This is a genomic window from Streptomyces sp. NBC_00190, from assembly GCF_036203305.1.
Lineage (GTDB): Bacteria > Actinomycetota > Actinomycetes > Streptomycetales > Streptomycetaceae > Streptomyces.
Window position 1 is genome coordinate 654,851 of sequence record NZ_CP108131.1, and the last position, 12,446, is coordinate 667,296.

10 protein-coding genes are annotated in these 12,446 nt (G+C 71.3%); 4 read left to right on the forward strand and 6 right to left on the reverse strand.

The window, feature by feature from the left end; genetic code table 11:
- Positions 1 to 231: 231 nt before the first annotated feature.
- The 3 genes from OG429_RS03450 to OG429_RS03460 all read left to right on the forward strand — a co-directional run bounded on the left by OG429_RS03450 (position 232) and on the right by OG429_RS03460 (position 4,568).
- Positions 232 to 882 (forward strand): hypothetical protein, encoded by a 651-nt coding sequence (locus OG429_RS03450; RefSeq protein ID WP_328923774.1) that lies wholly within the window; start codon positions 232 to 234, stop codon positions 880 to 882.
- Positions 875 to 2,404 (forward strand): outer membrane protein assembly factor BamB family protein, encoded by a 1,530-nt coding sequence (locus OG429_RS03455; protein WP_328923775.1) that lies wholly within the window; start codon positions 875 to 877, stop codon positions 2,402 to 2,404. The genes OG429_RS03450 and OG429_RS03455 overlap by 8 nt, the downstream gene beginning before the upstream one ends.
- Before the next feature lie 277 nt (positions 2,405 to 2,681).
- Positions 2,682 to 4,568: an ABC transporter ATP-binding protein gene (locus OG429_RS03460; RefSeq protein WP_328923776.1), complete on the forward strand. Its 1,887-nt coding sequence runs from the start codon at positions 2,682 to 2,684 to the stop codon at positions 4,566 to 4,568.
- Between the two features lie 50 nt (positions 4,569 to 4,618).
- On the opposite strand, the gene OG429_RS03465 is transcribed toward OG429_RS03460, so the two are convergent.
- Positions 4,619 to 5,704 (reverse strand): helix-turn-helix domain-containing protein, encoded by a 1,086-nt coding sequence (locus OG429_RS03465; RefSeq protein WP_328923777.1) that lies wholly within the window; start codon positions 5,702 to 5,704, stop codon positions 4,619 to 4,621.
- Between the two features lie 99 nt (positions 5,705 to 5,803).
- On the opposite strand from OG429_RS03465, the gene OG429_RS03470 reads away from it, so the two are divergent.
- Positions 5,804 to 7,027, forward strand: a complete 1,224-nt coding sequence (locus tag OG429_RS03470; RefSeq protein WP_328923778.1) for an MFS transporter — start codon at positions 5,804 to 5,806, stop codon at positions 7,025 to 7,027.
- 150 nt (positions 7,028 to 7,177) lie between these two features.
- On the opposite strand, the gene OG429_RS03475 is transcribed toward OG429_RS03470, so the two are convergent.
- From OG429_RS03475 to OG429_RS03495, 5 genes are all read right to left on the reverse strand, one after another.
- Positions 7,178 to 7,639 carry an RICIN domain-containing protein gene (locus tag OG429_RS03475; RefSeq protein ID WP_328923779.1) on the reverse strand — a complete coding sequence of 154 codons (462 nt, stop codon included), beginning with the start codon at positions 7,637 to 7,639 and terminating at the stop codon, positions 7,178 to 7,180.
- A 59-nt stretch (positions 7,640 to 7,698) separates the two neighbouring features.
- Positions 7,699 to 8,706, reverse strand: a complete 1,008-nt coding sequence (locus OG429_RS03480; RefSeq protein ID WP_328923780.1) for a helix-turn-helix domain-containing protein — start codon at positions 8,704 to 8,706, stop codon at positions 7,699 to 7,701.
- Positions 8,707 to 8,829: 123 nt separating this feature from the next.
- Positions 8,830 to 9,183: a UBP-type zinc finger domain-containing protein gene (locus OG429_RS03485; RefSeq protein WP_328923781.1), complete on the reverse strand. Its 354-nt coding sequence runs from the start codon at positions 9,181 to 9,183 to the stop codon at positions 8,830 to 8,832.
- Positions 9,180 to 10,637 carry an ATP-binding protein gene (locus tag OG429_RS03490; protein ID WP_328923782.1) on the reverse strand — a complete coding sequence of 486 codons (1,458 nt, stop codon included), beginning with the start codon at positions 10,635 to 10,637 and terminating at the stop codon, positions 9,180 to 9,182. The genes OG429_RS03485 and OG429_RS03490 overlap by 4 nt, the downstream gene beginning before the upstream one ends.
- Positions 10,634 to 12,310 (reverse strand): FAD-dependent oxidoreductase, encoded by a 1,677-nt coding sequence (locus tag OG429_RS03495; protein WP_328923783.1) that lies wholly within the window; start codon positions 12,308 to 12,310, stop codon positions 10,634 to 10,636. The genes OG429_RS03490 and OG429_RS03495 overlap by 4 nt, the downstream gene beginning before the upstream one ends.
- Positions 12,311 to 12,446: the final 136 nt, after the last annotated feature.

Genomic DNA, 12,446 nt, shown 5'->3' on the forward strand with positions numbered 1-12,446 from the left:
GGACGGCGAGCCGTACGTCCTGGCCAGGGGGCGGGATGCGCGTCCCCTTTACGTGAATCGGCATCCGCCGAGCGCGTCACGCTCCAGACGGGAGCCCGCCGCAGCGCCCCGGCCTCCTGCATGCTCCCACCCCGTTCTCGGCTGCTCCGGCGATGCCGGTTGCCCACCCGGTGTGATCGCCACGCCCGCGGGGCGATTGGATGGACCGCGGACGACGAAGGAGGAGGAGCAGTGGCGCTGCACCCTGAGGGCATGTTCACCAGCGGACCGATAGCGCACCTCGTCGGGCTCGCCGCGGGCGGGCCCGATCCGCTGGAGTGGGAGGTGCTGCGGCTCACGCGGGTCTCCCGGACCGATCACTGGGACGTGGCCTGGCGGCACACCGCACAGCCGCTCGCCTCCCAACTGGACTATCTGGCAACGGCGTTCAGCGAGGAGTTCTTCGCGACCTGCCCGTCGGCCGCCCGCCGGGCATGGACAGCGGCCGCCGGGACCAAGAGCGTGCCCGAGTTCATGACCGAGCTCGCGATGCTGCTGCGGCTCGCGGACCGCGAGTGGCCCGCCGGGTACGAGGACGTCCCGCTGGCCCAGTGGGAGGTGCGGGCCCAGTTCCCGCTGCTGCTCGCGCTGGACTCCTGGACGTACGACGGGGAGCACGCCTCGTACGAGGAGAGCCTGTTGGCCTTCATCGAAGCCGAGCACCCCTTCTGTTTCTACGAGTTGATTCCCCGCGTGACCCAGGCGCTGGAGGCGAGGACGCTCTGCACGCAGTCCGACGCCTTCGCCGCGTCCTTCCGGGCCCTCGTGCCGGCCGCGACGCCGGAAACCCTCGACACCCTCGCCCGGGTGTCGTTCGCCCACCTTACGGAGAACCATGGCTGACCGGCCGGAACCGCACACCCCGCTCCACGACCAGCCGTTCCCCGAACTGCTCGGACAGGCGTGCCAGGCAGTGATCAGCAGCGACGGGCAGTGGATCGCGGTCAGTTCGGTGATGCACCAGTACAGCCGGGTCGCCGTGTACCGCGCCGCCGACCTGTCCTGCGCCCACCTGCTGACCTTCACGATGGAGGCGGAGTCGATCGCGTTCCACCCCACACTGCCCCTGCTCGCCGTCGGCCTCGACAACTACGACGAGTACTGCCGCGAAGGCGGCCTCACCCTGCTCGAGGCCGATACCGGGCACCGCGTCGACTTCGCCGACCCCGCGTGGGGTATCGAGCCCGTCCGCTGGCTGGACGACCGTACCCTCGAACTCACCTACTTCGCCCTGGACCACGGCGTCGGGAGCCTGATGGCCCGGGCGACCGTCGTACGCGACGACTGGCGCGGCCTCGCCCCCGACGCCCTCGATCTGACCGCCCTCGACCGGACGGCGCTCGACCCCGAGGACCCGAGGACGTACGACGACATACCGCCCGCGCAGCCGCTGCTGCGCGCCCTCGCCGAACGGGCCGGACGCAGTTACGACGCGCGGGGCGGGGTCCGGGCCGTGGCCGGAGTCGGCGACGGCCGGGTGCTCGCCACCCGCCGGGACGCGGCGGTGGAGTGCTGGGCCGCGGACGGATCGGAACTGTGGAGCGTGCCCGCGCCGTCGGCGATCGGCGGCGCCCGCATCGAGGTGGCCGCCGACGAGCGGACCGTACGCGTGGCCGTCGCCGGTCCCGACACCCGCACGCGGACCGACTTCCTGCTCGTCGATACGGCCGACGGCACCGTCCTCGACCGCCGCTCGGTGCCGTTCTCGGCCGCGATGTCCGCCCGTACGGACGGGGTCTGGGCGATCCGGGACACGTACGACCGCAGCTTCGGGAGCGAGCCGCCCACCCCGCCCAACACGCGGATCTTCGCCGCCGACGGCAAGCGGATCGGCTCGGTCCATGTGCCGGACCGGTACGACCTCGTCCCGCTCGACGCCCGCCGCTGCCCCGAGCTGCTGTACGGGCGAAGGGGTCGGGACGTGGTCGCGCTCGCCTCCGACGGCGCGGCCGAGACCGTGCTCTTCACCGTCGACGCGCCGCTCGGCCGGGTGGTGTACGTGTCCGATGCCGCCGGCACCGCCCTGCTGCACGGGCAGTCGGAGCTCGTCCGCCGGGCCTTCCCGTCCGGCGAAGTCCAGTGGAGTCGGCCGCTGGAAGCCGCGGTCTCCGCCCTCGACACGCACGCCGGGGTCCTGCACGCCCTGTGCGCCGACAACAGCCTCGTCTCCCTCGACGCGGCCGACGGGACGGTACTCCACCGGCGCACGCTGCCCCCGTACCAGCCGCTCTCCCTGCACGCGGCTCCCGACGGCACGATCCTCGTCGGCACCACCGCCGGCCAGATCCTGCGTTTCCCGGCGGCCCACGTGCCGACCGGGACGGCCGGCCGCGACGCCGTCGGGGCCGCAAGCGATTTCCGATGACCTGACCCCCGCACCGGCGGGTTCCGGCCAACCTGTTCTGCCGGCCGGCCCGGGAGCCTGACGGCACTCGAACGCGATCAGCAGCCACCCCAAGGGGGCCGTCGCCGCGAGGTCGGCCAGATCCCGCTGCTCCGGCCCTCGGTCTGCGCTGTACTCACTCCTCCAGCTCCGACGACCCCGCAACCGCCCCTCCGCACACCGCGGACCCGGGCTTCTTCGCCATGCGCGGGTCCGGACGAACTGGCCTCCACGACAACCCAGTTGAAGGAGACGCAGCATGTCCGAACAGCAAACCCAGAAGCAGGAATCCATCGCACCGCCGGCCCCTCCGGAGTTCAAGTACAGCTGGGGCCAGCACAACGAGACCATGGAGGCGCTGTCGCTCGGGCAGATGGCCCGTCGCGTTCCCTCCGCCCTCAAGCAGACCGCGCGGCTCGCCGTCGCCGTCAACCGCACCGCCTTCCACGTGCTGGTCGCCTCGCAGATCCTTGGCGGGATCTGTACGGCGGCAGCGCTCGCGGCGATCGCCCAGGCGATGGTTCCGCTCCTGGCCGGCGACGGCGTCCAGGAACGCATCTCGGGCGCCGCCTGGCCGCTGGCCGTTGCCGCCGCGATGACCGCCCTCGGCGCCCTGGCCTCCATCAGCTCCGGCAGCGCGGCCCGCCGCCTCAATCCCGGCATGGCCACCCTCGCCGACCTCGCGATGGTCGACGCCCACATGGATGTGGAACTCGCCGCCTACGACGCCCCCGACTTCACCGAACGCTCGGAGGCCGCCGAGACCGGCTCCGCCCGCTCCGCCATGCTCCTGCAGGACGCCCTGGGCTTCACCGGCGGGATGATCGACATGATCGCGGTCGCGTCCGTCCTCGCCGTCGTCCACCCCGTACTTCTGCCGCTGCTCCTCCTGTCGGTGATCCCCCGCGGCCTCGGCTCGGTGTACGCGGCCCGCCTCGACTACCGGCTCCACAACCAGACGATCGCCTCCCGCAACATCAAGCACATGATGCGCTGGCACCTGACCACCCCGAAGCTGGCCGACGAGCTGCGCGGCAACAGCATGCGGCCCTACGCCCACCACTGGTACGCGGCCGTCTGCGAGCGCATCGACTCCAAGATGGTCAGCTCCGCGCCCCGCTACCTCACCGTGTACCTGGTCGCCGCCACCGCCTCCGGGGTCTTCGTCGTCGCGACGTACGGGGCGCTCGCCGGACTCGTCATCGGCGGCTACATGGCCATCTCCGCCGCAGGCACGGCCATCGTCGCCATGCGCACCTCCACCGCCGCCCTGTCACAGCTCGTCGTCTACGGGGCGGCCATGTTCCAGCACGCCCTCTACCTCGGCGACTACACCACCTTCGTCAAGGAGGCCGCCGAGAAGTCCGGCCCGCGCGGCCCGCAGGTGATGGAGAGCGGGCCGGAGAAGATCCGGCTGGAGGAGGCCTCCTACACCTACCCCGGCAAGGACACCCCCGCCCTCGGACCGGTCTCGCTCACCCTGGCCAGGGGTGAGGTGGTGGCCGTCATCGGGGAGAACGGCGCCGGGAAGTCCACGCTGATCCGGCTGCTGACCTCGCTGACCGCCCCGACGTCCGGCACCGTCGCCTGGGACGGCATCCCGACCTCGGACGCCGACCAGCGCTCCGCCTGGGCCCATGTCGGTCTCGTCACCCAGTCGTACGGGTACTGGCCGTTCTCCGCCCGGGAGAACATCACCCTCGGCCAGCCGGACCCCCGCGGCGAGGAGGCCGTGTGGGAAGCCCTGGAGGCGGTCGGCATGCGGACGACCGTCGAGGAGTTCCCCGACGGCCTGGACACGCTCCTGGCACGCTCGATCTGGGGCGGCCACGAGCCCTCCGGCGGGCAGTGGCAGCGCATCGCCTGCGGTCGCGCCTTCCACCGCAAGCCGGGCCTGCTGGTCATGGACGAGCCGACGAGCGCCATGGACCCGCGCGGCGAACACATGGTCTTCTCCGGCCTGCGGGGCATGAAGGAGGACCGGATCACGGTGATCGTCACACACCGGATGGAGAACTGCCGCCTCGCGGATCGCATCATCGTCCTGGACAGCGGCCGCATCGTGGAACAGGGCTCCTTCGACCAGCTCGTCACCCTGAAGGGGGGCCGGTTCCGCGAGCTGTACGAGCTCTCGCAGGACCGATGACATGAGGCGGTGCGGAGCCACCCGCGGCGGTGCGCTCCGCACCACCCTGCTCAGCGCAGTACGGCCGCCAGCAGGTCGGCGCCCAGTGCCGTCAGGCCGGGCAGATCGAGGGTGTACCGGACGTAGCGACCGTGCCGCCGGGCCGTGAGCAGGCCCGCGCGGCGCAGGACCGCGAGGTGGCGGGAAACCTCCGGGGGCGAAAGCTCCCAGGCGTGGGCCAGCTCACCGTTGGTGTGCGGGCCGCGGGCGAGCGTGCGCAGGAGCCGCAGCCGTACCGGATGTGCGAGCGCCTCCAGCCGGAGTGTGACCGTTTCCAGCGATACCGGCTCCGATGGACTCGGCTCGGCCACGGGGTACTGCACCACCGGCTGCCACCCGGGCGCGTGGACCGCCACCAGGTGCGGGCGGCCGAAGACACTGGGGATGAAGGTGACCCCGGTGCCGTGGGCGGCGGTCGCCTTGTCCTGCAGCTTGTCCACGACGATGCAGTCGCCGTCCGGTGCCAGGGTGACCGCGCCGGAGACCGAGGCGAGTGCCGCCCCGATGCCCTGGCGCTTCAGCAGATCGTTCTTCAGGCGCAGGTCGGTGGCGAGTTGCACGGCGACGTCCGTCCAGGCGGCGTCGAAGAAGGCCTCGGCGCACTGTTCGAGGGTGTGGCGCACCCGTGCCCGCACAGCGGCCGGGTCCGCGAGCAGCCGTTCCGCGAAGGCCTCTTGCCGCGCGCCGCGGGCCTGGGCCAGGTCCAGGGCCCGCTCCCTCGACGTCGCGTCGGTGAGCGGCGACTGCGCGCCGAAGTGGACCCGGTTGCTGCCGCACGTGGTGACGAGCGCGGCGGTCACGTACGTTTCGTCGTCGATCCGGTCCACGTCGTCCAACTCCTCGGCGAGGGTCGGCCGAGGTCGGGCGGGGATCAGGAAGTCGGCTTGTGAGGAACGCCAGAGGAACTCCGCCTCCCGCAACCGCTCGGCCAGCTCCGGCCGCAGCCCGGCCCAGACGTCCCCGGCCCAGCCGGCGAGCTGCGGATGATGCCCGGGTTCGGCCAGCACGTGCAGCATCGCGGTCAGCTCGGCCAGCGGGGAGGCGGCGAACCGCAGTCGCTCGGACGGCAGGCCGCTGATGTCGATCCTCAACGTCACCCCCTCATCATCACCGACCGGGTGACCGGCGACGGCGTCGGTTGACGGTGTCCGTCAACCGACGCAGCCGGCCCGGTGGCCGAACGCACCGTTGACGCCATGGCAACCACCACCAAGATCCGGCCCCGCGCCCTCGTCCGTGCCTCCGGAGGCCCCCGCTATGCCGTCGCCCTGGCCGTGGACGCGCTCGGCACCGGCCTGCTGCGACCTTTTCTGCTGCTCTACGGGGTGATGGTGCTGAGACTGTCCGCGCCGGTCACCGGCATCGCCATGACGGTCGGCATCGTCGTCGGTCTGGTCTGCATGCCCGCGGTCGGCCGATGGCTCGACCGGGGCGCACGCAGCACGGTCGTGGCAGCGTCGATGCTGGTACGGGTGCTGGGCGTGGCGCTGCTGCTGGCCACCCCCGCCGGACACGTCTGGCTGTTCTCGACGGCGGCGCTCTTCCTCGGCATCGGCAACCAGGCGTGGCCGGCTGCCCACGCAGCTCTCGTGGCCACGGTCGCCCACGGCCGGGAACGCGACGTCGCTCTCGCGGGAGGCCGCGCCCTGCGCAACGCCGGCCTGGGCGCGGGCGCGCTCCTCGCCACCGCATGCCTGGCGGGCGGCACCGCCGCATTGCAGGCGCTGGCGGCCGCCACCGGGCTCGCCTATCTCACTGCGGCGGCCTTGGCATGGTCGGTCCACGTACACGCGCACCCGGCCGCTAGCCCGACCGAGGACAGGGAGGAGGGGCCTGCGCCCCGGATGCGTACGCTGCTGGCCGCCAACGTGGTCTACGTCTTCTGCCTCAACGTCCCCGAAATCGCGCTCCCTCTGGTCCTGGTGACACAGATGCACGCGTCTCCGGTGTGGTCGGCAGCCATCTTCGTGGCCAACACGGTGCTGGTGGTCACCCTTCAGGTTCCGGTCACCGTCCTGATGTCCCGCTTCTCCCGGCGCACCGCGCTGGCTCTCGCCGGCGTGGTACTCACCGCGTCCTACCTCGGCTTCCTCGCGGCCACCTCGCTGGGACACGGCTGGGGTGCCCCGGCCGTCGCCCTGGTGTCCGTGGTCTGCACCATCGGCGAGATCATCTATGCCGGCAGCGCCACCGCGCTCGTCACCCACCTCGCCCCGGCGCATGTCCTGGGACGAACCCTCGCCCGCTTCGAGCTCTCCACGGGTCTCGGCCTCGCCGTCTCCCCGGCCGTCATCACCGCTCTCGCACCCCACGGTTCGGCGGCCCTCTGGGGCAGCCTCGCCGCTGCGACGCTCCTCTCCACCGGAGCCGTAGCCACGGAGAAGGACCGCCGAGGGAGGCCTGGCGCCGGTTTTCATTGAGAAGAACTGACGAAGGACCGGGACTCGCTCAACGGAGAAGTCCCGGTCCCTCGTCCCAGGCCTGTGTGTCACGGCCCGGTGATCGCGTACGCACCCGCTGCCGCAGGCAGCCCGCGCCTACAGGTCGTCACCTCCACCAGGCCGGCCGGGTCAGTGCCAGAGCTGGTAGCGGCCGTTGTTCTCGTCGTGGAGGTAGACGCTGCTTCCGCTGTCATTGGCGTCCAGGAACCGGCCGGTCGCCTTGTGCTTGAGTTTCCAGCCGGCCGACGTCTGAACCTCGTACCAGCGCTGGTAGTCGTTGCCCGTGCACGGCTCCATGTAGACGTCGTTGTCCCAGTAGCCCGTCAGGCAGTACCCGCGGTCGTCGTTGCGCTTCATGAGCCATGTGCCGTCGCCGTTGTTGTACTCGTACCAGGACGTTCCGTAGGACGAGCAACCCCACATCTTGGCATCGTTGTTGTCCAGGTTCCAGCCCAGGCACAGACCGGACACCTCGTGCTGCCAGCTGACCGTGCTATTGGCGCTGGCCGGTGTGGCAACGCCAAGGGCAAGGCCAGTGGCCACCCCGACCATGGCAAGGGTCTTGCCGATCGGCTTCAACGAAGCGAACATCGCAGTTCCTCCCATTGCGCGACAGTACGGGCCGGCCTGTACCCAGCCCGCGTCCGAATCTAGGAAGGATTCGATCGCCGCACTGAACTGTCGGCGCGGGATTCCTGAACACTCCGCGCACGGAACTCGGTAGGACTGATTCCATACAGCTCGCGGAAAGAACGGCTGAAGACCACCGGGCCGCTGAAGCCCCAGCGGGCGGCGATGGCGTGCACGTGGCGGGCGCGGAGATCGGGGCGGACGAGGTCGGCGCGGCACCGCTCCAGGCGGCGCCGCCGGATCCGGGTGTGGACGCTCTCCTCCTGGCCGTGGAAGAGCTGGTGGAGGCTGCGCACCGAGATGTTGTGGCGGGCGGCGATGACGGCAGGAGTCAGCTCCGGGTCGCTGAGGTTGTGTTCGATGAAGGCGTAGATGCGCTGCAGGAGAGCCTGTGCGCGGACCTCGGCGGGGAGGTGCTCCTCGATGTCCAGGTGCTGGGCCAGGCAGGCCGTCGCGAGGTCGACCGCGACCTTGCCGAGCCGGCACGTCTCTTCGGGCGCGCACTGCGCGCCGTGGTCTTCGAGGGCGGTCATGAAAGACGCCAGGATCGCCGCCAGTCCGCGGTCGCCCGGTATGCGGCGGGCGAGCAACTGGTCGAGGCGCCCGGTGCGCAGCGGCAGGACGGCGTGGGGAAGCAGCAGGATCGTCGCCTGCACCTGACCGTCTTCGGCGAGCATCTCGTTGTCGGAGGGGCGCGAGGTGTCCCAGAGCATGAGGTCCCCGGCTCGGACCGTGCTCGCGTTCCGGTGCTGGGACAACGACGTGGCGCCCTTTCGTAAGAGCGCCAGCTGATACTCCTCCGGGTCCCCGCGCCGGATCAGCGCGGGTGTACGCCGCGAGCGCAGGGGCGACAGGGCGAACCTCGCCACTCGGAGTTCCCCCAAGGCCATTACGGCGGCCTTCCCCTGAAACTCGGCAGGCCGCTCGCTGCTGAGCGCAGCAGGCATCACCTCACGTGAGATGAGGTCGGCGTACCAGTCGAACCGCTCCCTCGCGGGCAGTCCGCCCGACGACACCACTGACCACATCCCGAGCCCCCCGTTCGATCTTCCCGGCAGGACCAAGGATGCAGCGAAAGGTTCTCCTCCAACTCATGGTTCGAGCCCCCGCGTGGCGCCGGGCGCGGGCAGGTGAACGGTGGCCGGGCCCCGTCAGGGGTGGAGCCGGCTCGTCCAGTCCTGGGGGACTCGGCCGGTCGGGCCCGGCGCGGGCTGGTCCGCGGGGTGGCTGGCCGGCGGGGTGAGTTCGGGGCCGGACTCGTACAGTTCGTCGCTGTCGTAGTTCCAGAACCACTCCTCGCCCGGCTCGAAGCTCTGCACCAGGGGGTGGCCGGTGGACTTCCAGTGCCCGGTGGCGTGCTGGGCCGGGGAGGAGTCGCAGCAGCCGACGTGCCCGCACTGGGCGCAGCGGCGCAGGTGGAACCACCAGCCGCCCACCGCGTCGCATGCGGCGCAGCCGGTGCCGGTGGGCGGGATGCTCGGGTCGATTCCGTCGATGCCGGTCATACGGGCTCCTCGGCGCTCTCGGTTTCGGGGGCGGTCAGGGGCAGCAGCACCTGGAAGCGGGTGTCGCCCGGTGCGGATTCGACCTGGAGGCTGCCGTGGTGCTTGTTGACGACGATCCGCCAGGAGATGTCCAGGCCGAGGCCGGTGCCCTCGCCGACCGGCTTGGTGGTGAAGAAGGGGTCGAAGATCCGGCTGCGGATGTCTGCCGGGACGCCGGGACCAGTGTCCCGGAACTCCACCAGCAGGCGGTCCCCCTCCCGTGCCGTGCGGACCGTCAGCGTGCCGTCCCCGCCTGTGCCGGCGATGGCGAAGACGGCGTTGTCGATGAGGTTGGTCCACACCTGGTTGAGCTCCGCCGGGTAGGCGGGTACGTCCGGCACGGAGCGGTCGTACTCCTTGACCACGCGGATCCGGGGACCGATCTTGCCGGACAGCATCAGCAGGGTGCTGTCGAGGAGTTCGTGGACGTCGACGACGCGGTGCGGGGCGCGGTCGAGCTGCGAGTACTGCTTGGCCGCGTCCACGAGGTGGGAGATGCGGGTGGTGGAGTCGGCGATCTCGTCCATCAGCAGCTCGGTCTCGACGGTGTAGTTGAGCCAGCCGATGGCCGACGGCAGGATGTCCTCGGCCACGGTCGCCGCGACCTGCTCCAGCCACTGCGTGTCCAGCCCGGCCTGTACGAAGGTCGGCGCGATCCGCCAGCCCTCCGCGATGCCGTGGTCGTCGAGCCAGTCGGCGAGCTCGTCCTCCCGGTCGGACGCCTCCAGCGGGCTCAACGCCACTGCCTTCGCGACGCGTTCGACGGTGCGCTCCTGTATCTCGATGAGGTCGGCGATCGCCTCACGGGAGTAGTTGCCCTGGGAGATGACGGCCAGCTTGTGCCGCATCTTGCCGACCCGTTCCCGCAGCGTCGCCGTGGCCCGGACGGCCGCCGCGGCCGGGTTGTTCAGCTCGTGGGTGAGCCCGGCGGACAACGACCCGAGGGCCAGCAGGCGTTCGCGCTGGCCGATGGCGCGCTGGGTGTTCCTCGACCCGAAGAAGAGACCTTCCAGCAGGTGCGCGGCCATCGGGAACCAGTCCCGCATGATGGCCGCGAACGATTCCGCGGGCAGTACGAAGAACCGGGTCGGCTCGGTCACCCGCATCGAGTTGGTGTACGTCTGCGGTACCTGGTCGCCCAGGTACGCCTGCATGGCTCCCGCGTACACGCCGCGCTGCGAGGTGCGGCTCACCTCCACGTCGTCGCCGCCGACCCGGCGGGAGAGTACGACGGTGCCCTCGATCATCACGTAGAAGCAGGTGGCCGGGTCGCCCTCGGTGTACACCGGGCCGGCTTCGAACCGCTCCACCCGCCCCTCGGCGCACAGCCGCCCGAGCTGCTCCGGGGAGAGCTTCTCGAACAGGAACAGCGAGGCGATCTCCCGCGGGCTGCAGGGCATGGTCCGGCCGCTCATGACTGCTCCAGGTAGCGGTGGACGAGCATCACGGCCATGGCTCCCTCTCCGACGGCGGACGCGACGCGCTTCGCGGACTGGGCGCGCGCGTCGCCCGCCACGAACACGCCCGGGATGTTGGTCTCCAGATGGTAGGGCGGCCGGTCCAGTTCCCATTCGGCCGGCGGCCGGCCGTCCGGAGTGAGGTCCGGCCCGGCCAGGATGAAGCCGTGCTCGTCGCGCAGCACCGTGCCGTCCAGCCAGTCGGTCAGCGGGGCCGCGCCGATGAACACGAACATCCACTGGGCGTCGACCAGTTCGGTCGCGCCGCTCTCCTCGTCCCGGAGCATCAGCCGCTCCAGGTGCCCCTCGCCGTGCGCCGCCTCGACCACGGTCCGGGGCCGCACCGTGATGTTCGGCGCCTCCTCGATCTGCTGGATCAGGTAGTACGACATGGACGCCGTCAGGGACTCCCCGCGCACCAGCAGCGTCACCGACTTCGCGCCGCGCGCCAGGTACATCGCCGCCTGCCCGGCGGAGTTGGCGCCGCCCACGATGTACACGTCCTGCCCCTGGCAGGAGGACGCCTCGGTGAGCGAGGAGCCGTAGTACACCCCGCGGCCGGTCAGGTCGTCGCAGCCCGGCGCCCTGAGCTGCCGGTACGACACTCCGGTCGCCAGGATGACGCTGTGCGCGGCGATCGACGAGCCGTCGGAGAAACGGACGACGCGTGCCGGGCCGCTGGTCTCCAGCCCCGTGACCTCGCGCGCGGTGAGGATCTCCGCGCCGAACCGGCCGGCCTGGCGGCGGGCGCGGTCCGTGAGCTGCGCGCCGGACACCCCGTCCGGGAAGCCCAGGTAGTTCTCGATGCGGGAGCTCTGCCCGGCCTGCCCGCCGGTCGCCGACCGCTCGACCAGTACCGTCCGCAGTCCCTCGGAGGCCCCGTACACGGCCGCGCCGAGCCCGGCCGGGCCGCCGCCGATCACGACGAGATCGTAGAAGTCGGCGGTCGGCGTCGTCGCGAGCCCCACGTGGGCGGCCAGGTCGGGCGCTTCGGGCTCGATCAGCGCGGTGCCATCCGGAGTGATCACCACGGGGAGGCGCTGGGCGTCGGCCCCGGCCGCCTCCAGCAGTCGCTGTCCCTCGGGCTCGTCGGAGGAGTACCAGCGGTAGGGCACCTGGTTGCGGGCAAGGAATTCCCGCACGGACGAGGAGCGCGCCGACCAGCGGTGGCCGACCACCTTGGTGGCGGGTACCGGCCGGTAGTCGCTGGCGCGCCAGGCCGCCAGCAGGTCGTCCAGGACCGGGTAGAGCTTCTCCTCGGGCGGGTCCCACGGCTTGAGCAGGTAGTGGTCGAGGTCCACGACGTTGATCGCGTCGATCGCCGCGTTGGTGTCGGCGTAGGCGGTCAGCAGGACGCGCCGCGCGCCCGGGTACACGTTCAGGGCTTGTTCGAGGAACTCGATGCCGTTCATCTGCGGCATGCGGTAATCGGCCAGGATCACCGCCACCAGGTCACCGCGCAGCTTCAGCTCGCGCAGTGCCTCCAGCGCGGACTCGCCGGACTCGGCGCGCACGATCCGGTACCCGGCGCCGTAGTGGCGTCGCAGGTCGCGGGCGATGGCACGGGAGACTCCCGGGTCGTCGTCGACGGTCAGGATGACCGTGCGCACTGTGTCGGCGGCCTGTGCCATACGTCTCCACCCCGAGTGGTCTGGGCGGGCGGCACGCGGAGCCGACCGCGCCGGTTCCCGCCCATCGTATGTTCGATCGTCCGGGTTCGCGCCGGGACGCCGCGGACCGTGCGCTCCGGGTACGGACGGGTGCGCG